Raw genomic sequence first — 19,046 nt, 5'->3', positions numbered from 1 at the left:
TACAGTACCGTCTTATCACCTTTCCATATTCTATTTTTTAAGAGCAGCCAACACCAGGTGCCTGGCCAGCACAGCCGTTGTCACCGCACCCACTCCTCCTGGTACAGGAGTTGCCATTAAGGCGGTTCCTTCTAAGGAATCAAAATCCACATCGCCGCAAAGCTTCCCATTTTCATCCACATTGATCCCCACATCCACCACTACGGCATCCTTTCCTACATAAGAGGCATCCACCATTCTGGCCTGCCCGGCGGCAGCTACAAGGATCTGAGCATTTTTGCAGGTTTCCTTTAAGTCTTCTGTGCGGGTATGGCAGATGGTGACCGTTGCATTTTCCTTTAGCATCAGCATGGATAAGGGACGCCCCACTACCATGCTTCTGCCCATGATGGTTACCCGCTTTCCGGTCAAAGGAATATCATTGGCCTTTAAGACCTCCACAACTGCCTCTGCCGTACATGGTGCAAATCCCGTATCGTCCCCAGCAAATACTTTGGCGATATTTTCAGGAGATATGCCGTCTAAATCCTTTTCCGGACGGATCATGTGTTCGATGTCTTTTTCCTTTATCTGTTTTGGCAGAGGGCGCAGGAGAAGTATGCCGTCAATATCCGGATCATCATTGATTTTTGCAAACTCTTCCTTAAACGCTTCATCGGTTATGTCCTGGAAAAAGGCAAAGCTTTCTCCCTTAAGGCCGAAGCTTTCCATCTTCTTTAAGGCTCCCCGCTCATAGGATAAGTCGTCGGGACGTTCTCCCACACGCACAATGGCAAGCTTGGGAGTCCTTCCTTTTAAGCTGCTTAAAAGCTCTTCCACCTGTTCCTTGATTTTTGCAGACACAGCTGCACCTTTTAAGGTTATCACGTCTGTTTTCCTCCTTATTCTGCCTTTAATGCAGCTTCCACTTTGGCATAAATGACATCTGCCTTTCTGGTTCCATTCTCTGCCAGCTTATCCGCCCGTTCCTGAAGCTGTAAAGCCTTTTCCCGCTGCTTCATGGATTTTGTATTGATGGAAACATTCATCTTTGCTCCCAGCAGCAGAACGCAGGAACTGCACGCCGACACCTACGTCACTGACAGCCAGACGGCTTCCTTTTTCCGCCAGAACCTCCAGGATATCAAGGGTTTCAAGGGACCGCTCCATGACCATGAGAGGGACCAGGGTAGCAGCCAGTAAATGTGTTTCAAGGACTTCCGTCTTATGCCTTTTTTTCTTCCTCCGTACCGGCTGGAAGGCCATATGCAGCCGCCAGGGGGACAAATACAACTTCGTCTTCATCTGCAAGCCTTAAAAATTCGCTTTTTAAAGCCTCCAGCTTTTCAAGAAATGACTGCATTTCTTCTTCCACATCGGCATACCGCTTTTTGCCAAGGGTTAAGTTCACCACCATTTCCCCCAAAGCCACCCCTATGGCGCCGCCAAGGCCTGCCGCCCCGCCGCCGCCCGGCGTTGGGCTTTTTGAGGATAGTTTTTCAAGGAATGTGTGAATTGTAAAGTCTTGTATCATAACTATTGATCCGCCTTTCCAACCGCATTTTTATTTTCCATTATTATATAAGGGTTTCCTTAAAAATACAAGTTATATTGAAAGGCACTTTAAGGAAAGCTCGTCAAGCTCTGACCGCAGCAAAACTGGTATGTATAATTTTAACTAAATTGGATATTTATAAAATGCCAGTTTTTCTATATGATAGGTTTAACAAAAATAAAAGATGATCTGCGAGAGAGGAGAAAACATGAACAACAACAGAACGAAAAAAATCGTTTTCAGTGCTTTGATGGCGGCCCTTACCACTGCAGCTACTATGGTAATACATATACCGTCTGCATTCAGCGGCTATATTCATCTGGGGGACGGGATGGTATTGCTAAGCGGCATGCTCTTAGGGCCAATGGCCGGCGCAGCCGCAGGAGGAATCGGCTCCATGATGGCGGATTTGCTGTCCGGCTACGCCTTTTATGCGCCTGCTACCCTGATCATTAAAGCATTGGCGGCATTTTCAGGGGGATATTTGTACAGACATCTGCCTTCCAGGGGACGGACGGGCGGCTTCCGGCCACTGCCTTTTCTGGCTGCCGGATTGGTATGCAGCGCAGTAGTCACAGGAGGATATTTCATATTTGAACTTGCAGTATACAGCTTACCGGCTTCCCTTTCTAATATTCCGTTCAATCTGGTACAGAATCTGTTCAGTCTGATTGCAGCAGGAGCCTTGCTTCCTGTTCTTTTGCGGGTTCGGGAGATTCGGGAACTGAATCAGAAGACGGTACCGTAATAAAAAGGGATGAGGACTTACTTGATTTAGTTAAAATCAACCGTGCATAAATACCAGAAGAAATTTATTTTGGGGATGCAAAAAAAGCCCATATTTATCCGGGCCTTTTTACATTTCAAGTGCAATGACAGTTACTTAGCTTCCGCTGACAATGGTTTCCACAAACAAATTCATAAACCGCTTCCCGTCTATCCATTGGGCAATTCTGACATTCTTGTGTGCCCTTTGAGGATATTTATTAATCTGATATCCAAAAAATGGGATGGTCTGTCCTCTGGTAAGTTTTCCGCTAAGCTCCACCTCCACATGCACCGGCTCCGAATAGCGGCATAAGTCTTCGTCAGTCGCCAATGCCGCTGTCATGACATCATCCATGGGAAATCCGCCAAGCTGGAAATATTCTCTCCACACATCAATATATATCGGATATTTTTCGGCAATAAAGGTCACAATCTTATTTCCCGAAGCGGCGTATTCCATATCTGCAATATGGTCTCTGGTCAGCATAGAATCAGCAAATTGATTGTTTTCACAAACATCCAAAGGCACCAGGGTGATTTTCATATCTGAATTAAGAACAATATTCGCCGCTTCCGGATCTGCAAAGATGTTATACTCCGTTACAGGTGTAATGTTTCCATAAGTGTGAAATGCACCTCCCAGGACATAAGCTTCTTTTATCTTCTTTGCTATGGAAGGATCCTTTTCCAGAGCCAAAGCAATATTGGTAAGAGGTCCTGTGGTAACCAGGGTGATTTCTCCGGGATGCCGGTTAAATTCCCTGACGAGATAGTCTGCCGCGTGTTCTTCCCTGGCTTCTGTGGAAGGTTTTGCTGCAGGGGTATTAAATTCCAGGAGCCTGTCCCCGAATTTCCATCTCACCTCTTCAAAAAAATTCACCGGATCACCGGATGAATCCGAAGCTTGGGAAGAAAACGGATCCGAAGCACCCGCATAGACCGGGATATCTTTATCCGTAAGCTCTATGGTATGAAGCGCCACCCAGGCCGCCTGCCTGATGTCGCCGCAAGCTCCCGCTACAGTGGTAACTCCTAATAAATCTATATTTTTATTGAGCGCGGTAAAAAGTACTGCTAAAATATCATCTCCTACCGAATCAATATCTAATATCATCTTTTTCTTCATCTTTTTATCTGCCCTCCGGCCTTTAAAACTTATCCTATCAGCCTGTCAACAACCCTATGCACGGCGGGCCTTACAAATTGTACGGCAGGCCCGGTCATAAATGCCGCGACAACCGTACCGATCCCCAAAGTCCCTCCTAAAAAATAGCCTATTATGACAAAGCTCACATCTCCCGCGATTCTCACCAGCCTGTATTGAACGCCTGACTTTCTGCTTATAATTTCAGAAACCAGATCAATTGCTCCAACGCCTAAATCCGCTCTGATATAAGTGGCGATTCCTATGGACATAATCAGAAGTCCCAGGAGAATCATGATTATTTTAACCGCTAAATGAAGCTCTCCCAAATGCAGCCCATGGAGCAGCATCGTTGCAAAGTCCGCAGTATATCCTATGCCGAATATCGCTATCACAGAGGAAATATTTATGAAAGACCTGTCCACAACAAATACGATAATTAAAATAACCACATTGATAAGCGCGGAGGCAGTTCCATAGCTTATATGAAACACATTGGCAATTCCAAGTTCAAAAACGCTGGCCGGGTCAACACCAAGCCCTGTATAAAGAAACAGAGAAACTCCTATGCCGCAAAAGACAAGCCCTGCCAAAGCGATCAGCGTTCTTTTCATCAAGTGATCTTTCATTCATTATGCCTCCAAAATCAATTAAGTCTCTTCATTGCGGCAAAGAAATATTCCACAAATTTCTCTCTGTCCACATCATAGATAAATTGGGTATTGTAATTTACTTTTTTTCCAAATAGCTTTCTCTGATAATCAATGACGTCCACCACTGTCATTCCTGTCGTAAGCTCCCCGTGAATTTCCACATCTACATTACACCTCTTCATTTTGAAGATTTCAGGATGCACAAGCGCCGCTATCGCGCAGGGATCATGCAGGGTACATCCGGGAAATCCCTCTACTTCGTAGTGGTATTTACTAAAATAATCAATCAGTTCCGCCGCAAATACGGAAATTTCATTTCCCTGCTCTCTGAGCTTTTCATTTTCCTGTTTTGTTACATATGCCTTTAAAGTGACATCAAGGCCTGCCATAATCACAGGAAGTCCACAATTGAATACGACCTTTGCCGCTTCCGGATCCGCGAAAATATTATATTCTGCGGCAGGTGTAAAGTTTCCTGTGGTACCACCTCCCATAATTGCTATTTCCTCTATTTTTTTCTTTTAAATCAGGACGTATGATGAGCAACTCGGCAACGTTAGTAAGGGGACCAATTCCCACGATTGTCACTTTCTTTTCCGACTCCTCTAAAACCTTTATCATAAGCTCTAAAGCTCTTAAGCCGGAGGCCTCAAACCCGTTTTCCGGAAGCACAGGCCCTTCCAGACCGGAATCTCCATGCACCAGCTCCCCGCCTATCACCAGCTTTCTTACCATTGGCTCTTTCGCACCTTTGGCTACCGGTATATGAAGCGCTTTGGCTTTAGTTAAAACCTTGATTGCGTTATTTGTCACTTTTTCAATCGTTTGATTGCCGGCAACCGTTGTCACGGCTTTTATTACCAAATCTTCCGATGCCAATGCCCATAAAATAGCCATTGCATCATCATGCCCGGGATCGCAGTCGATAATGACAGGTCTCTTCTCCATAATTTTTATCTCCTTTCATTTTACTGGTTATTTTGTTTCTCATATTCCACTTTTCTCTTTTCCTCTGTAGACTTCTTCTTAACTGAGTAAATCACAAGTCCTGATATCGTCGCCAGGTACGGAAGCATCTGTACCAATTCAGAAGGAATGGAGGTGATCTGCAATGAGTAGGAAAGTGATTCCGCCACCGCAAAAAGAAGGGCGGAAAGGGCTGCTCCCACGGGAGTGGAGTTTCCCATTGCATCTGCAGCAAGAGCTATAAAGCCTCTGCCTGCCGTCATATTCTTAGAAAACCAGGTAACATATCCCATGGACATGAAGGCCCCCGCCATTCCTCCTAAAATACCGCTGATCCCAAGTGCGATATAGCGTGTCTTTAAAAGGCTCACACCAACAGAAGAAAGGGCTTGGGGCGATTTTCCTGCCGACCGGATCCGCAGACCCAGCGAAGTCTTGTAAAGAAGAATATATACAACAAATATCATGATAAAGGCTACATAGGATATCACATTGTGATTGGAAAATACATCTCCCAGGATGGGAATATCTTGAATAACAGGAAACTTTATATTAGGAAGTCTGCCCGAATCCAGAGCCAGAGTAGTCCCCTTGTCCTTCACTACGGCATACATGAAATATACGGTTCCTCCCACAGCCATGGTATTAAACGCAATACAGGTCAGGGCGTTGTCCGTTTTCAGGCTCATGGCAACATAACCGATGGCAAGGGAGCATAAAACTCCCATCAGGATTGACGCTAAAAGCCCAAACCATGGCCCCCAGCCCAACGCGCTGGCAAATACGCCTGTCAGAGCGGATATGAGCATGATCCCTTCGATTCCGATATTGGTAATGCCCGCATTCGATGTTATCACCGCTCCCAGCGACGCCAAAATCAGGGGTGTGGCCACTCTTATCACCGAATAAAAAAATGAAGGCGTCAACAGCGAGTGTAAAATTGTTTCCATTATTGGTTCACCTCCCTGTTTCCTTCTGTGGAAAGCCTGGTTATCATCTTATGCTGGTAACGAGACAGAAACGCATTGGCTGCCACCAGGACAATGACCAGAGCTTCTATAATAGATACGATTTCAGAAGCAACATCTGATTGCTTATACATATAGTCCGCACCAATTCTCAAATATGCCACCGCAATCGCAGCAACCGGTATGTATGCAGGGTTTTCTTTTGCCAAAATGTTTAGAATTACCCCGTCAAAACCATAGCCAGGCAGCGCCGACCACTGGAATCTGGTGTACATTCCAAGCATTTCCGTAGCGCCCCCCACGCCTCCTATAAAACCGCCCAAAAGCTGAGATGACAGGATCACTCCGGCAGTGCCTATTCCGACATACTGACCAAATTTGAGATTTCCTCCAGTAATCCTCAATTGATATCCCCATTTGGTTTTATACATAAATATATAAGTCAGGATTACAAATACCGCCGCAATGAACACACCGGCATGGAGTCTGGTTTTTGGAATTAATTTTCCAAGGCTCACTCCTGACCGAAACGGAAACGAAGCCTTATAAGCGGAGCTGGGATCCTTGGCAAACTGATTAAATAAAAAGGTTCCGATATAAAGAGCCAGATAATTGAGCATAAGAGATACTACCAGCTCATTACAATTCCACTTTACCTTTAAAATGCCAGGAACCGCGCAGACTAAGGCTCCTACCACTCCCGCTATAAGTATTGCCGCTATGATAACCAGTACAGCCGGCCCTTTCATATAAATAGCAGCTATGGCGGCCCCCAACGCTCCAAGGAAGAAGCTTCCCTCCACGGCCAGATTAAACTGGTTGGCCTTAAACATCACGCATACCGCAAGTCCTGAAAAGGTGAGCGGAATTGCAGTTTCTAAAACCGTGCTGAATCTCCTGACCGTAGTAAAAGGGCCGATAAAAAGATTTTTAATTGCCTCCCATGAATGATTCGAGGAAAAGCGCATGATAAGAAAAGAGATTGAAAAAGCAATCAGCACGGCCACCGCAAACCTTACGGCCACAAAATAAGCGTTAAACCGCTCTATTTTTGACTTTTTACTCATAAGAACGTCTCACCTCCTCTTCAGACTGTTTCTTCACGCCGAGCATGTAGTAGCCAAGCTCCTCTTCTGTCAAATTAACGGTATTCTTGAAATACGCATTCACCTTACCGTTATACATAACGGCACAACTGTCGCTAAGCTCCAGAACTTCATTTAAATCTGCTGAAATAAGAAGCACTGCAGCCCCTTTATCCCGAAGCTCCACAAGCTTCCGTCTGATGAGTTCCGAAGCACCCGCATCAATGCCTCTGGTAGGCTGCTCTGCAATCACAACTTTCACATCACCTGACAGTTCTCTTGCTGCCACCACTTTCTGAATATTTCCTCCCGAAAGCATGTTCACAGCCTGTTCCGGCGACACGCATAAAACCTTAAAATCCTCTACCAGCTCTTTTGCCTTCTCATCAATCCTTTTTTTTGTTCAGAAAAACAGTATGCTCCAGGTAATCGTCAATTTTATCTGCAAACATATTTTCCGAAATCGTCATATCCGGGGCGCACCCAACCGCCATCCGATCCTCCGGAATATAAACCACCTGTCTCTTGCGGAAAGAAGCCGGATCAAATTCCAAAATCTCATGATCCAATATTTTCACGAACCCTGACACCGGCTTTTTCATGCCTGACAAAACCTCCGCAAGCTCTGATTGCCCATTTCCCTCCACACCGGCAACGCTTAAAATTTCACCGGAGCGCAGCTTAAGGCTTACTTTGTCAAGCATCTTCTTGCCTATATTATTGATATAGGTGAGGTCCCCTGCCTCCAGATACACCTGCCCCGCTTTTGCTGGTTTCTTATCTATGTGCAGCACAATCTCCCTGCCGACCATTTTATTGGATATATCCTGGGGACTTGTATCCTTTACGTAAGTAGTCTCCACAGTTCTTCCATGCCGCATAATTGTGACTCTGTCACAAATTTCCATAATTTCATTTAATTTATGGGAAATAAAAATAATGGTATGCCCCTGCTCTTTCAAAGCCCGGAGTTCTTCAAAAAGCATCTTTGTTTCCTGTGGTGTAAGGACTGCCGTAGGCTCGTCCAGAATGAGAATTTTAGCCCCCCGTACCAGTGCTTTTAAAATCTCGGTTTCCTGTTTTATTCCTACGCTTACATTCTCCACTCTGTCATTTACATTCAAGGTGAATTTATACTTTTTCGCATATTCTTCCGATACCCTTATCATCTCTTTTTGATTGAGAAAAACCCCGCATTTATGAGGCTCAGCCCCCAGTACGATATTCTCTGCAATGGTTAAGGAATCCACCAGCATAAAATGTTGATGAACCATTCCGATCCCTAAACTGATTGCCTTTTTCGAATTTTCAATTTTCACTTCACTACCGTTTAACCATAACGTTCCGCCTTCCGGTGTCTCCATACCGAAAAGAATCTTCATCAGCGTTGATTTTCCTGCCCCGTTTTCCCCTATCAACGCATGGATTTCCCCTTCATATACCTCCAGATTCACATCTTTATTTGCCACTACCCCATTGGGGTAAACTTTTAATATGTTTTCCGCTTTAAGAACTACCTTATCTTTTCTTTTATCCATTGACATTACTCCTAAATCGATCGCCCGAAAAACCGCTTTCGGGCGATCCCGATAAATGAATCAAGGCTTCACAGAGTTCCTGATCTTGTCCAATTCTGCCGTAGACATTCCAATCGCTGAACTGACTTTTATCTCTCCTGATGCTACTTTATCCTGAATTTCTTCAATTTTAGCTGACTGTTCTACTGTAAATGTTCCTACATAAACTTCGTTTTTCGCAAGGCCGACGCCACCCTCTGCAATGCCTAAACTTTCAGAGGTTCCCCATGCCAGATTTCCCTTCATGTCCTTTGCGATGCTATTAAAAATCGTGTCGCCTACGTTTTTAATCATGGAAGTAATGATGTGGGAAGCCGTATCTTTATCGCCTTTTTCCAAATAAGCCTCAGACTGGTCCGAATCCACGCCAATGATTTTCTTATTCTGTTCCACTGCTGCCTCTATGGTTCCAAGTCCGGAAGGACCTGCCGCTGCAAATAAAACCTCCGCACCCTGGTTAAACTGAACAATTCCGTGTTCCTTTCCTTTTGCAGGGTCGTAATAATCGCCCGTATAGGTGCTGATTACCTTTACACCGGGATTGGTGCTTTGTGCTCCTTCAATATATCCCACAAGGAAATCGTTAATCGGGGGAATGTCCATGCCGCCTATGAAACCGATAATTCCCCCCTGCTCTGCCACTAGTCCGGCAGCAACTCCTGCCAGGAAAGAACCCTCGTTCTGCTTAAATGTCGCACAGTATACATTACTTAAATCAGCAGCGTCATAGTCCACCTGGTTGTCGATGAGAATAAATTTTTTTCTCTGGATATTCCGGCGCAAGCTTTTGAATCGGTTCCACCATGGATGGGGATACTGCTATAATCCAATCCGCATCTTCGTCAGACGCATCGGCTAAAGCAGGTTCCCACTTGGATTCGTCATCTCCCGTCTCAATAACGCGAATGTCAACTCCAAGCTCATTCTTTAACCGCTGCATCCCTCTGTTTGCGGAATCGAAGAATCCTAAATCTCCTAAGTTGCCGTTTACAATCAAAATCGCCTTCTTTGCCGATGTACCGCTTTGCCCGGAAGCCTCTGCCTCTTCCAGTTTAGTGGAAGCTTCCGGTGCTTTTCCGTTTTTCGTCTCCCCGCTCTCTTTTGCCGGATTAGCCGCACAACCCACAAGACCCAAACACATCACTGCTGCTAAAAACCCTGATATAATTTTCTTCATAAGAAACCTCCCTCTGATTCATTCATCTGTGTCCCATAAAAAGATATAACAATGTTTGCAATCTTTCGTCATCCGTCCCCAACCACCTCCTCTCTGGCGGGAATGGAAGGCGCCGCGCCGGCTCTGGATACTGCAATGGAAGCTGCCTTTGCTGCATGATTGAGCGCCACTTCGGGAGATTCCCCCAAAAACAGTCCCCCTATAAAATAGCCGGTAAAGGTATCTCCCGCCCCTGTCGTATCCACCACCTCCGTCGGATATATTTCCTGGCGGTACACCCGTTCGCCATCCTTATATAAAGCTCCGTCCTCGCCTAAAGTCAACAAAATCTTCGCCTTGGGAAATTTAAGAGCCAGTCCGGCTAACAACTCTTTTCCCTTTCCAGGCCTTTGGCAGATATCCTCTGCTTCTATCTCATTCAATATGAAAAATTCCACAGTTTGCAATGGATAATTCCATACTTTATGATCCATGGGAGATGGATTCAAAACAATTCTCATACCCTTTTCATATGCTTGTTCCATAATATATCCGATTTCGCTGATCTCATTTTGAAGAATGAGAAAATCTCCTTCTCCAAATCGGTTCAAAACCTGATCTGCCTGTTCTTTTGTTATCTCCTGATTGGCTCCTCCATACAATATAATCCCATTCTGACCGTTTGGAGTTTTTTGTATAATGGCATGGCCTGTCTTATTTTTTACTCTCTTAATGTTCGTTGTATCTATACCGGATAATTCCAGCTGTTCCGTCAACATTCCTCCGTCCTGTTCTCCTACCGCTCCCGCGTGCCAGACCTTTACTCCGCTCCTTCTCAATGCCAACGATTGGTTTAAACCTTTTCCTCCGCAGAATACTTCCAGAGAATCCGAAGCTATGGTTTCCCCTGCCCTGACAAAATGATCTGTCTGATAAACATAATCAATATTCAGAGAACCAAAATTCAATATTTTCATCTCATGCACTCCAGTCTCATTTTTTCTTTAATGCCGTTTTTTCATAAAACACTTTACACCACAAAAACAGAATGAAAAAGAGTATCATTTTACTCTGACACATGAAGTAAAACGTTATTTCTTGTCTAAAAAAAACAATTTTTTTATCTACATTTCATCTAAGCTCATGCTACCATCCAAAGAATAAGATGTCAAGAACTTTTGCACAAAAAAAATATTTTACTAAACTTTTTTTCTTATATTATTTTAACCATACATTTCTTGTAACCCATTGACAAAACCATACATTTGTCACATAATAAGCTATATATCCGTGTTTTTTATTATATTTTTTAGAGAGGTGAAACTACATGACAATCAAAGAAATCGCCCAGTTGGCCGGTGTTTCAATATCCACTGTATCAAAAATCGTAAACAACAAAGACAAAAACATAAGCCCTGAAACCAGAAACCGGGTCCTTAAAATTGTAAAAGACTATCATTATACCCCCTACAGTACGGTTAAAAATAATCCGGAAGCAAAAACCTTTATTTTCGGCGTCCTCCTTAAATCCATAGGAAAGACCAGTCAATTCATAAATGGCATCATAAGCACAGCACAAAAAAAGCGGCTACAGCATTTTAATCTGTGACAGCATGGATAATCCTGAAAATGAACTGAAAAATATTACTTCCCTTTGCAGGAATCATGTGGACGGAGTCATCTGGGACCCAGTAAACGGAGACAGCCTGGATAACAGGCATTATTTCGAAGAACAGGGCATAGAGGTCTGTTGTGTCAACAGCAGGGAGGATCCCCTCTCCTGCTCCATTGATTTTGCAGGCATGGGGTATGCCGCAGCAGAAATCCTGATTCAGTATGGCCACACAAAGCTGGGCTGTCTCACAAAGCAGAACAGCCTGCGGTCTGAAATGGTTCTTGACGGGTTTAAAAAAATGCTTATTTGATCACAACATCCCTTACAGCAGCTCCATGAATCTTCCTATTGAGACCAAAGACTGGTATCATGGCATTTTGACCCACACCCCAACAGGAATGATCAGCACTCATTGCGCATCCGCCCTTGTCCTCATGGAGCATTTATCAAAGCTTCAGTTTCATGTTCCAACAGATTTATCGATTATAAGCTTAAGGGATGATGCCCATGAAAACATTGCTTTCCCAGGTATTTCCACCATCCGGATTCCCTACTATGAATTCGGAGCCTTTGCCTGCAGCCGCCTGATAGAAAAATGCGAAAAAAGGGAAGAGGAATTTTCAGACTTTCATGCAGACTTTCCTCTGGAAAATACCCAAAGCCTTGATCTCCCCTTTGCCTTTCATGGGAAAAAAATTGTAGTGGTCGGAAGCGTAAACATCGACGTAACCTTAAACGTGGATGAACTTCCCCAGCCGGGACGAACCGTCAGCACCAGCAGGCACTCAGTCATTCCGGGAGGAAAGGGAGCCAACCAGGCCGTGGGCGCTGCAAAGCTTGGAAACGAAGTTTCTCTTATCGGCAAGGTCGGAAGCGATTATGACTCCAACCTGATATTCACCTGTATGGAAGAAAACCAGGTAGATGTCCAGGGTTTAAAAAGAGATTCCCACAGGGAAACAGGAAAAGCCTATATCCATGTTCAGAATGACGGCGAAAGCATGATTACCATCCTGACCGGCGCAAACCAGAATCTGGAGCCGGATGACATTACCTCTTGTGAAAAAGCCTTTGAACATTCCGGTTACTGCCTTCTTCAGACCGAAGTCCCTGAAACCGCCATAGAAGCGGCTGCCAGGCTGGCAAAAAAATATGGTGCAAAAAACATTTTAAAGCCGGCTGCCATGAAATCCATCCGTCCTTCCCTCATGAAGCTGACCGATATCTTTGTTCCCAACCGGAAAGAAGCAGAGCTATTGTGTCCGGGGATTCCGGATATAGAAGGAAAAGCTGATGAATTTATAAAACAAGGGGCAAAGACTGTGATCATCACCCTGGGGCATTCCGGCTGTTATCTAAAGGATCCCTCCTTTCAAGGGTACCTGCCTGCCTCTCCCTTTCCACCTGTGGATACCACCGGAGCCGCAGATGCTTTTATTGCGGCATTGGCCGCCTATTTATCTTCAGGATATTCCATGGAAGCATCGGCCAGAATCGCCGCATATGCCGCAGGCTTCTGTGTTTCCAGGCAGGGGGTGATTCCGGCCCTCATTGACCGGAACTCCCTGGAAACTTATATTAACAGGATGGAGCCGGAATTGCTGAAGCAATGAGTACAGGGGTGATTGGGAATACGGCGTCATAAAGCAGATACCTGGTTAAGGGAATCGTTTTATAGAACCATAAAAAAGAGCTTATTCCGGATGCTCATAATGAGACTCCGGAACAAGCTTGAGATGATATTTTATAACTTTAAATTATATTATAATACAAATCGGATTCATTCTCCCCTTCCTCTGCTTTATCTATCCAGCAGGGAAGCAGCCTCTTCGTCCATAATGACCGTATAATTGGGATGCAGCTGGAACACACTGGCAGGAACCTCCGGCATAACCGGTCCGAACAAGGCTTTTTTTTGCGATCTCTGCTTTGTGGCTTCCATTAATGATCATGATAAGATGCCGGGCATTCATTACGGTTTTGGGCCCAACGTCACGTAATGGTCCGGACTGGTTTCTCTTTCAAAATATGAGATCGGATAGTTCTCTTTCGCTACCAGCCGGGTCTCCATGCCGAAATGTTCCACGGTACCTGCAAGATTTCCACAGAAATGTCCATCGGTACCAAGGCCCATAATGAGCATATCTAATCCGCCATCTTCTTTAAGCTTCCCGTCATAATTCTTCCAGTTCTTTGAATCCAAAGCATGGATCAGCTCCCCGGGTACCTGAGCGGGTTCAAAAAACATTCGGTTTAAATCATTCATGGTAACACCGGTTTCTTCCCCCTCTCTCGGTATCTCGTCAAAATTATAGAAGTGAACATGTTTAAAACAGGGATTTCCCTTATACTCCTCTGTAAGCAGCTCATACAGCCGTTCTGGGGTCTTTCCTGCTGTAATGGAAAGATTGACTCTTCGGTTATCCCCTGTATACATATGAGCTTGTACATGGGTAAGAGCCATACGGCTCATGGCTTCATAGTCTTTTGAAATAATTAATTGCATATTAAAACACTCCCCTTTTTCTTATAATTTCTCTCCATTGGTCTTGATCACATCTTTATACCAGTAAAACGATTTCTTGGGCTTTCTTTCAAGAGTCCCTTCATTGTTATCATCCAAATCAACATAAATGAACCCGTAACGTTTTGCCATTTCAGATGTTCCGGAAGAGACGCAGTCCATGGCAGACCAGGTGGTATATCCAATTACATTGGCCCCATCCCGTATGGCTTCCTTTATCTGCTCAATATGGCATCGCAGGTAATCAATGCGGTAATCATCCTGGATGCTGCCATCCGCTTCTACAATGTCCTGGGCACCAAGACCATTTTCAACTACCATCATTTCTATTCCAGGATACCGGTCAGCAAAACAGTTAAGCTGATAGCGCAGTCCCATAGGATCAATCTGCCAGCCCATTGAGAAGCTTCCAGGTGGGGATTTTTAAGCTGCTGGCTTAAATTCCCGTCTGTAGTTTCCCAGCCCTCCTGTTCTACACTGGATATGCTAGTGGAATAATAGCTGAAGGTCAGGTAATCGACCCTATAGGTTTTTATCAGATCAAAATCCTTCTCCTCCGTCTCAAGCCGGATCTGGTGGTCATCAAAGTAACGGAACGCATATCCCGGATACTCTCCCCTTATGTAAATATCCGTATAAAAATAGCAATCCAGATGCATGTCATGCTGCATCTTCAACACATCCTCCGGCTTGCATGTGCCGGGATAACGGGTGAAAGGAACCACCATACAGCCCATTCTGGCATTAGGCCTTGTCTCCCTTAAATATTTGACTGCTTTTGCAGAAGCGACGAACTGGTTATGGGCGGCCTGGCAGGTAGCCTGCTCAAACTTATCCCCCCAGTCCTCCCGGATAATACCGGTTGAATAAAAGGTATTAAAGCGGGTGCCATTCATTTCATTAAAATTAATCCAATAGGTGACATAGCTTCCATATTCGTCAAAACATACTTTGCAGTAACGCACAAACATGCCGACCAGCTTACGGTTGGCCCAGCCTCCATATTGAGTGACCAGATGGAGAGGCATCTCAAAATGGGAAAGAGTCACAATGGGTTCTATTTTATATTTTTTCAGTTCTTCAAACACCTTATGGTAAAATTCCACTCCCTCAGGATTGGGCTCTGATTCATCACCCTTTGGAAAAAGCCGGCTCCAGGCAATGGACATCCGAAAAGTGGTAAATCCCATTTGAGCACATAAGGCAATGTCATCCCTGAAACGGTGATAAAAATCCACACCATGCCTCTTTGGATACAACTCCTCCCCAGTCCAGCGTTCTGCCGCTTTGATCTGCTGGTTTGTAATGTTTTTATATACTTTCCGGGGAACTCCCTTTCCCTGTTTCATAGCCACGTCTGCTACACTTAAGCCCTTCCCTCCTTCACTGAAGCCGCCTTCTATCTGGCATGCCGCAGTTGCGCTTCCCCAGAGAAATCCTGTCGGGAAACCCTTAGGCGCATGTTTTAGCATATCTTTTCTCCTTTTCTTTTATATTGTCCACACTTTTGGAACATAAAGGTATACCCGTAGAGCATTTCCTTATTACTGTCCACGCTTTTGGACATATAGATATACCCGTAGGGTGGTTCTACCTGGCAGTTAATATCTTTTCACCTGCAAAAATAGTCCCTTCTTCAAATTCAGGCTGAATGCCCTCATAGGCCGGGGTATTGGAAATCACTACAATGACCGTAGTATCATAACCGGCCGCTGCAATCTGTTCTCTGTCAAACTCAATCAGAGCATCTCCTTTTTTTGGCCTTGTCCCCTGCCTTACATATGGCAGTAAAGAACTTTCCTTCCAGTTTGACAGTATCAAGGCCGATATGAATAAGCACCTCCGTACCATCTTCCGTAATGAAACCAAGGGCATGGTTAGTATGAAAAACCGTATTGACCGTACCATCTGCAGGAGCAACAATCAGGTTCTCATTTGGAATGATTCCGATTCCTTCTCCTAATAATTTGCCGGAAAATGTTTCGTCATTAATATCCTCCAGTTTGCAGATCTGCCCGCCGACAGGACTGAACACCAGATGCCCTGGCGCAGGTTTTCCCTTTGCTGCTCCGGCTTCTGAAATTCCATCAGTAAGGACCAGGTTTTCATCCGGTTTCAATACGGTTTTCCCAAGAAACCAAGTGATTCCGAATGTAGCCACAAACATCACAATCAGGCCGAAAACAATGGATAAAGGCTTATCCCCCATAAAAATCGGAGTTGTCAAAATACTGGGCAGTCCTGATGAAAAGGCCTTTGCCCCCATCATGGTACTGACCATGCCTCCAAGTCCGCCGCCTAAAATACATCCCACCAGGGCTGCCCGATACTTAAAGATAATTCCATACAAAGCAGGCTCGGTAATACCTAAATAACCTGAAATGGTGGAGGATGTTGCAATCTGTTTATTCTTCCTGTCTTTCACAAGTACTGCAACAGCAAGTGCAGCAGTTGCCTGTGCCATGGTGGATATAAAGGTAGCCGGAGTAATTGTGGTATAGCCAAGGGTTTCTATCTGCATATACTGAAGAGGCCGGACGGCATGATGCAGCCCCGCCAATACCAGGAGCGGGCGGGTCGCACCGATCACAAAGCCTGCAATTCCAAGATTTAAGTTGATCAGCCACTCAAGGCCATTGGATACATAGGTTGTCAGGTAAGTGGCCAGAGGAGCGATTAAAATTAAGTTGATTGGAATAACAATCAAAAAAGTCAGCACGGGAACAAAAATAACGGTAATCATGGACGGCAGATGGTCATCCAGCCAGCCATATACCTTACTCATAAACCAGATTGCCAGGATAATCGGAATAACACTGCTTCCATAATTAATCATTGGAATGGGCACTGCCCCAAAAAGCCTTACCGGATCTTCCCCGATCCTGGCAATGATATTGGGATCCATCATGGCAGCCGCTATTCCCATGGCCATATAAATATTGGTGTTAAACCGCTTGGCAGCCGAAACCGCAAGCAGAAATGGGAAGAAATAAAGGGATGAGTTACCGATTACTGTAAGCAGAAAAATAAGCGGACTGTCACCCGGCAAAAGATTCAGTGTGGTAAACATATACCGGATACCCAAAATCAAACCACCGCCTATAATGGCAGGAAGGGGTGCAACCAGAATGGCAGTAAGGGTCGCAAGCATACGATTAAAAATATTCCCTTTCTTCTCTCCATCATTGTCTGAGGCATTTTCCCCTCCGGCAATTTGGGGATACTGCTTAATGATTTCCTTATAAACCCTGGATACGTCATTTCCTACGATAACCTGGTACTGGCCGCCCTGCTTCTGGACGCCAAGTATGGAAAGCTTCTTTAATTCCCCTTCATTGGCTTTCTTATCATCCACTAAGAAAAAGCGCAGACGTGTCATGCAATGAGACAGAGACTTGATATTACCTATCCCGCCTACATGCTCTATAATTTTTCTTGCTAATTCCTCTCGTTCCATGTTTCTCCTCCTTACACATCATGATATTGCTTTTTTTCCATATTATTGTCCATGCTTTTTGGACATATAGGTATATCCGTAGGGTGTTTCTATCTGTCTGGCTGCCACGCGTTTTCACAGCCAAAACAGCAGTTTCTCAGTTCCGCCAAATCCCCGCGGAGCACGGCCGCACCTTGCCGTTTATAAATGCCAGATGCCTTCTGAAACCGCACTTCCTCTGCGCAGTTCGGAGAAAATAACAGAACATAATACAACTTATCAGAAAATGCAAAGCAGATTCTGATAAAAGGGGCGTTCTTTGCCCCGTCCATCCGATTATCGGAAGGTTTTTACTTCTGATAATATAACAAAAGACCCAAGCCCGCCTGACGGTAATCCACTGTCAGGCAGGTTTGGGTCTTGCCAGCCGAACTGTAACGAATCCCTTATTTATTCACTTTTTTTTACTAAATTAATAATATGCAGCATTAAGAACATTTTCTCTGTCTCGGAAGTTTCCCATCTCTGCCTCTCATAAATATACTGGGCAATCCTGTTTGCACATTCATAAGCCTGGGAATCCGCCTTACGGACCGAGTCAATAATCTCCCCGTCTGTAGGGGCGACTTCCTCTCCTTTTAACCGTCTCATCAGATAATACCTTACATGAGTTATAAAACGGTTAAAAAAATACGCTGTCCTCATCAAACTCACACTGATAGAAATACTTGACCAGCTTTAATATGGAGTTTGTCATTTCAGTAATTCCAAAAATCTCCTCACCCGTTACACTATCTATCTGTGCATTAACAATGTGAAGGGCAAAAAATGCAGCTTCGCTGTCAGGAAGCTGTGTCCCTAAATCAGCCTTTATGATTTCCAATGCCTTAATACCTATCTGGTATTCCCTGGAATAGAACTTCTTTATCTCCCATTCCAACGGGTTTACGATATCCATCTGATTTTCGTGACGCTTCAGGGCAAAGGATAAATGATCAAGCAGAGAGAAAAACATATTGTCATTTAAATCTTTAAATGTCTCCTTGGCCATATTTACGATTTTGAACACAGCCTTTAACTCCTCCTGCCCGCATCCCGTCATAAGGGACGCCATTTGAGTGTGGGTCATGTTGTTTGTGGGATAAAAGGTTTTCTCAATCTTGCTTTTATCAACCTCATTGCCAGGGTAAGCCTGAAAGCCAATGCCTTTCCCCACCAGAACCATCTGCTGTCCATTTTCTGACGCCAACAGCACATTATTATTGATACGCTTTTCTACATTCAATAGGTTCACCCTCTCAAATAAAAAAGACCAAGATCATGTAAAACTGCAGCCAAACATTATCTGCAATCTTACATCATCCTGTCAGGCCTGCCGAACAGTAACACTTCCAGTAAATTATAATTCTCTCTTTTCGCTCATTATACTAAATTAAAAATAATTCGTCAATATTTTTAATGCAGAATTATCATTTTATTTTTTTCAAATTTTATTTTTTTGTGCATTTAGCATAGTTTTTATTACTCCTTCTATGATCCAGTGCATGATCAATCTCTGTTTCATACCTCACACAAAAAGCCGGAGCCTTCAGAAATTCTTCTGAAAGCTCCGGCATATAC

Annotated in this window: 24 protein-coding genes and 2 pseudogenes; 4 read left to right on the top strand and 22 right to left on the bottom strand. The window is 44.4% G+C overall.

The window, feature by feature from the left end; translation table 11 throughout:
• Positions 1-30: 30 nt before the first annotated feature.
• The 4 genes and pseudogenes from JCM10519_RS11745 to JCM10519_RS29205 form a co-directional block, all read right to left on the bottom strand.
• Entirely contained in the window at positions 31-867 is an 837-nt protein-coding gene (locus JCM10519_RS11745; RefSeq protein ID WP_054739349.1) for a tetrahydrofolate dehydrogenase/cyclohydrolase catalytic domain-containing protein, read from the bottom strand.
• A gap of 14 nt (positions 868-881) precedes the next feature.
• On the bottom strand, positions 882-1,028 hold the full coding sequence (locus tag JCM10519_RS29215; protein ID WP_347844012.1) for a hypothetical protein: 147 nt from the start codon (positions 1,026-1,028) through the stop codon (positions 882-884).
• 70 nt (positions 1,029-1,098) lie between these two features.
• A pseudogene (locus JCM10519_RS29210) lies at positions 1,099-1,245 on the bottom strand (hypothetical protein); the annotation flags it as partial.
• Positions 1,205-1,513, bottom strand: coding sequence for a cyclodeaminase/cyclohydrolase family protein (locus JCM10519_RS29205; protein WP_347843945.1), 309 nt, complete (start codon positions 1,511-1,513; stop codon positions 1,205-1,207). The pseudogene JCM10519_RS29210 and the gene JCM10519_RS29205, both read right to left, overlap by 41 nt.
• A gap of 229 nt (positions 1,514-1,742) precedes the next feature.
• Here JCM10519_RS29205 and JCM10519_RS11735 point away from each other — a divergent pair, with 229 nt between their 5' ends.
• Entirely contained in the window at positions 1,743-2,282 is a 540-nt protein-coding gene (locus JCM10519_RS11735; RefSeq protein ID WP_054739344.1) for an ECF transporter S component, read from the top strand.
• Between the two features lie 135 nt (positions 2,283-2,417).
• On the opposite strand, the gene JCM10519_RS11730 is transcribed toward JCM10519_RS11735, so the two are convergent.
• The 11 genes from JCM10519_RS11730 to JCM10519_RS11695 all read right to left on the bottom strand — a co-directional run bounded on the left by JCM10519_RS11730 (position 2,418) and on the right by JCM10519_RS11695 (position 10,828).
• Positions 2,418-3,428, bottom strand: coding sequence for a nucleoside hydrolase (locus JCM10519_RS11730; protein ID WP_054739342.1), 1,011 nt, complete (start codon positions 3,426-3,428; stop codon positions 2,418-2,420).
• A gap of 29 nt (positions 3,429-3,457) precedes the next feature.
• Entirely contained in the window at positions 3,458-4,075 is a 618-nt protein-coding gene (locus tag JCM10519_RS11725) for a hypothetical protein (protein ID WP_054739340.1), read from the bottom strand.
• Between the two features lie 17 nt (positions 4,076-4,092).
• On the bottom strand, positions 4,093-4,593 hold the full coding sequence (locus tag JCM10519_RS29200; RefSeq protein ID WP_347843944.1) for a nucleoside hydrolase: 501 nt from the start codon (positions 4,591-4,593) through the stop codon (positions 4,093-4,095).
• A complete protein-coding gene (locus tag JCM10519_RS29195) occupies positions 4,547-5,047 on the bottom strand; it encodes a nucleoside hydrolase (protein ID WP_347843943.1) in 501 nt (166 codons plus the stop codon). Before JCM10519_RS29195 ends, JCM10519_RS29200 begins: the two co-directional genes overlap by 47 nt.
• Positions 5,048-5,067: 20 nt before the next feature.
• Complete coding sequence (locus tag JCM10519_RS11715) at positions 5,068-6,015, bottom strand: ABC transporter permease (RefSeq protein WP_054739338.1); 948 nt, start codon at positions 6,013-6,015, stop codon at positions 5,068-5,070.
• Positions 6,015-7,100 (bottom strand): ABC transporter permease, encoded by a 1,086-nt coding sequence (locus JCM10519_RS11710; RefSeq protein ID WP_054739336.1) that lies wholly within the window; start codon positions 7,098-7,100, stop codon positions 6,015-6,017. The genes JCM10519_RS11715 and JCM10519_RS11710 overlap by 1 nt, the downstream gene beginning before the upstream one ends.
• The gene (locus tag JCM10519_RS29190) at positions 7,093-7,437 is read right to left on the bottom strand and encodes a hypothetical protein (protein ID WP_347843942.1); all 345 of its coding nucleotides are present in this window, start codon (positions 7,435-7,437) and stop codon (positions 7,093-7,095) included. Before JCM10519_RS29190 ends, JCM10519_RS11710 begins: the two co-directional genes overlap by 8 nt.
• A 67-nt stretch (positions 7,438-7,504) precedes the next feature.
• Positions 7,505-8,656, bottom strand: coding sequence for an ATP-binding cassette domain-containing protein (locus JCM10519_RS11705; protein WP_347843941.1), 1,152 nt, complete (start codon positions 8,654-8,656; stop codon positions 7,505-7,507).
• A gap of 60 nt (positions 8,657-8,716) precedes the next feature.
• Positions 8,717-9,478, bottom strand: a complete 762-nt coding sequence (locus JCM10519_RS11700) for a BMP family ABC transporter substrate-binding protein (protein WP_347843940.1) — start codon at positions 9,476-9,478, stop codon at positions 8,717-8,719.
• Complete coding sequence (locus JCM10519_RS29185; protein WP_347843939.1) at positions 9,420-9,872, bottom strand: BMP family ABC transporter substrate-binding protein; 453 nt, start codon at positions 9,870-9,872, stop codon at positions 9,420-9,422. The genes JCM10519_RS11700 and JCM10519_RS29185 overlap by 59 nt, the downstream gene beginning before the upstream one ends.
• A gap of 68 nt (positions 9,873-9,940) precedes the next feature.
• Positions 9,941-10,828 (bottom strand): ribokinase, encoded by an 888-nt coding sequence (locus JCM10519_RS11695; RefSeq protein WP_054739333.1) that lies wholly within the window; start codon positions 10,826-10,828, stop codon positions 9,941-9,943.
• Positions 10,829-11,178: 350 nt separating this feature from the next.
• Between JCM10519_RS11695 and JCM10519_RS29180 the strand changes: the two genes are divergently transcribed.
• Genes JCM10519_RS29180 through JCM10519_RS11690 form a run of 3 tightly spaced genes read left to right on the top strand, consistent with a single transcriptional unit; the run spans position 11,179 to position 13,079 of the window.
• A complete protein-coding gene (locus JCM10519_RS29180; RefSeq protein ID WP_347843938.1) occupies positions 11,179-11,460 on the top strand; it encodes a LacI family DNA-binding transcriptional regulator in 282 nt (93 codons plus the stop codon).
• 58 nt (positions 11,461-11,518) lie between these two features.
• Positions 11,519-11,776, top strand: coding sequence for a hypothetical protein (locus tag JCM10519_RS29175; RefSeq protein ID WP_347843937.1), 258 nt, complete (start codon positions 11,519-11,521; stop codon positions 11,774-11,776).
• A gap of 25 nt (positions 11,777-11,801) precedes the next feature.
• On the top strand, positions 11,802-13,079 hold the full coding sequence (locus JCM10519_RS11690; protein ID WP_347843936.1) for a PfkB family carbohydrate kinase: 1,278 nt from the start codon (positions 11,802-11,804) through the stop codon (positions 13,077-13,079).
• A 188-nt stretch (positions 13,080-13,267) separates the two neighbouring features.
• Here JCM10519_RS11690 and JCM10519_RS29170 read toward each other — a convergent pair whose 3' ends face one another.
• From JCM10519_RS29170 to JCM10519_RS11660, 7 genes and pseudogenes are all read right to left on the bottom strand, one after another.
• Entirely contained in the window at positions 13,268-13,408 is a 141-nt protein-coding gene (locus tag JCM10519_RS29170) for a hypothetical protein (RefSeq protein ID WP_347843935.1), read from the bottom strand.
• Positions 13,409-13,438: 30 nt separating this feature from the next.
• Positions 13,439-13,972, bottom strand: a complete 534-nt coding sequence (locus tag JCM10519_RS11685; protein ID WP_347843934.1) for a 6-phosphogluconolactonase — start codon at positions 13,970-13,972, stop codon at positions 13,439-13,441.
• Between the two features lie 21 nt (positions 13,973-13,993).
• Positions 13,994-15,462 (bottom strand): annotated as a pseudogene (locus JCM10519_RS11680) (glycoside hydrolase family 1 protein).
• A 118-nt stretch (positions 15,463-15,580) separates the two neighbouring features.
• Positions 15,581-15,841, bottom strand: coding sequence for a PTS glucose transporter subunit IIA (locus tag JCM10519_RS29165; RefSeq protein WP_347843933.1), 261 nt, complete (start codon positions 15,839-15,841; stop codon positions 15,581-15,583).
• Positions 15,726-17,447 (bottom strand): PTS beta-glucoside transporter subunit EIIBCA, encoded by a 1,722-nt coding sequence (locus JCM10519_RS11675; RefSeq protein WP_054739332.1) that lies wholly within the window; start codon positions 17,445-17,447, stop codon positions 15,726-15,728. The genes JCM10519_RS29165 and JCM10519_RS11675 overlap by 116 nt, the downstream gene beginning before the upstream one ends.
• Positions 17,448-17,876: 429 nt before the next feature.
• Complete coding sequence (locus JCM10519_RS11665) at positions 17,877-18,131, bottom strand: PRD domain-containing protein (protein WP_054739328.1); 255 nt, start codon at positions 18,129-18,131, stop codon at positions 17,877-17,879.
• Positions 18,109-18,711, bottom strand: coding sequence for a PRD domain-containing protein (locus JCM10519_RS11660; RefSeq protein ID WP_054739326.1), 603 nt, complete (start codon positions 18,709-18,711; stop codon positions 18,109-18,111). The genes JCM10519_RS11665 and JCM10519_RS11660 overlap by 23 nt, the downstream gene beginning before the upstream one ends.
• Positions 18,712-19,046 lie beyond the last annotated feature (335 nt).

Source organism: Clostridium sp. NkU-1 (assembly GCA_001312405.1).
Note: the sequence above shows the minus strand (reverse complement) of the source record. Positions and strands in the feature narration are given on the sequence as shown.

Coding starts and splice junctions, on each gene's coding strand:
- JCM10519_RS29185 (WP_347843939.1), bottom strand. CDS start 9,872: ATGAAGAAAATTATATCAGGGTTTTTAGCAGCAGTGATGTGTTTGGGT.
- JCM10519_RS11730 (WP_054739342.1), bottom strand. CDS start 3,428: ATGAAGAAAAAGATGATATTAGATATTGATTCGGTAGGAGATGATATT.
- JCM10519_RS11685 (WP_347843934.1), bottom strand. CDS start 13,972: ATGCAATTAATTATTTCAAAAGACTATGAAGCCATGAGCCGTATGGCT.
- JCM10519_RS11690 (WP_347843936.1), top strand. CDS start 11,802: ATGAATCTTCCTATTGAGACCAAAGACTGGTATCATGGCATTTTGACC.
- JCM10519_RS11665 (WP_054739328.1), bottom strand. CDS start 18,131: ATGAGGACAGCGTATTTTTTTAACCGTTTTATAACTCATGTAAGGTAT.
- JCM10519_RS29170 (WP_347843935.1), bottom strand. CDS start 13,408: ATGGAAGCCACAAAGCAGAGATCGCAAAAAAAAGCCTTGTTCGGACCG.
- JCM10519_RS29195 (WP_347843943.1), bottom strand. CDS start 5,047: ATGGAGAAGAGACCTGTCATTATCGACTGCGATCCCGGGCATGATGAT.
- JCM10519_RS11715 (WP_054739338.1), bottom strand. CDS start 6,015: ATGGAAACAATTTTACACTCGCTGTTGACGCCTTCATTTTTTTATTCG.
- JCM10519_RS29180 (WP_347843938.1), top strand. CDS start 11,179: ATGACAATCAAAGAAATCGCCCAGTTGGCCGGTGTTTCAATATCCACT.
- JCM10519_RS29190 (WP_347843942.1), bottom strand. CDS start 7,437: ATGCTTTCGGGAGGAAATATTCAGAAAGTGGTGGCAGCAAGAGAACTG.
- JCM10519_RS29165 (WP_347843933.1), bottom strand. CDS start 15,841: ATGGTACGGAGGTGCTTATTCATATCGGCCTTGATACTGTCAAACTGG.
- JCM10519_RS29215 (WP_347844012.1), bottom strand. CDS start 1,028: ATGAATGTTTCCATCAATACAAAATCCATGAAGCAGCGGGAAAAGGCT.
- JCM10519_RS29205 (WP_347843945.1), bottom strand. CDS start 1,513: ATGATACAAGACTTTACAATTCACACATTCCTTGAAAAACTATCCTCA.
- JCM10519_RS11705 (WP_347843941.1), bottom strand. CDS start 8,656: ATGGATAAAAGAAAAGATAAGGTAGTTCTTAAAGCGGAAAACATATTA.
- JCM10519_RS29200 (WP_347843944.1), bottom strand. CDS start 4,593: ATGGGAGGTGGTACCACAGGAAACTTTACACCTGCCGCAGAATATAAT.
- JCM10519_RS11735 (WP_054739344.1), top strand. CDS start 1,743: ATGAACAACAACAGAACGAAAAAAATCGTTTTCAGTGCTTTGATGGCG.
- JCM10519_RS11710 (WP_054739336.1), bottom strand. CDS start 7,100: ATGAGTAAAAAGTCAAAAATAGAGCGGTTTAACGCTTATTTTGTGGCC.
- JCM10519_RS11725 (WP_054739340.1), bottom strand. CDS start 4,075: ATGAAAGATCACTTGATGAAAAGAACGCTGATCGCTTTGGCAGGGCTT.
- JCM10519_RS11675 (WP_054739332.1), bottom strand. CDS start 17,447: ATGGAACGAGAGGAATTAGCAAGAAAAATTATAGAGCATGTAGGCGGG.
- JCM10519_RS11695 (WP_054739333.1), bottom strand. CDS start 10,828: ATGAAAATATTGAATTTTGGTTCTCTGAATATTGATTATGTTTATCAG.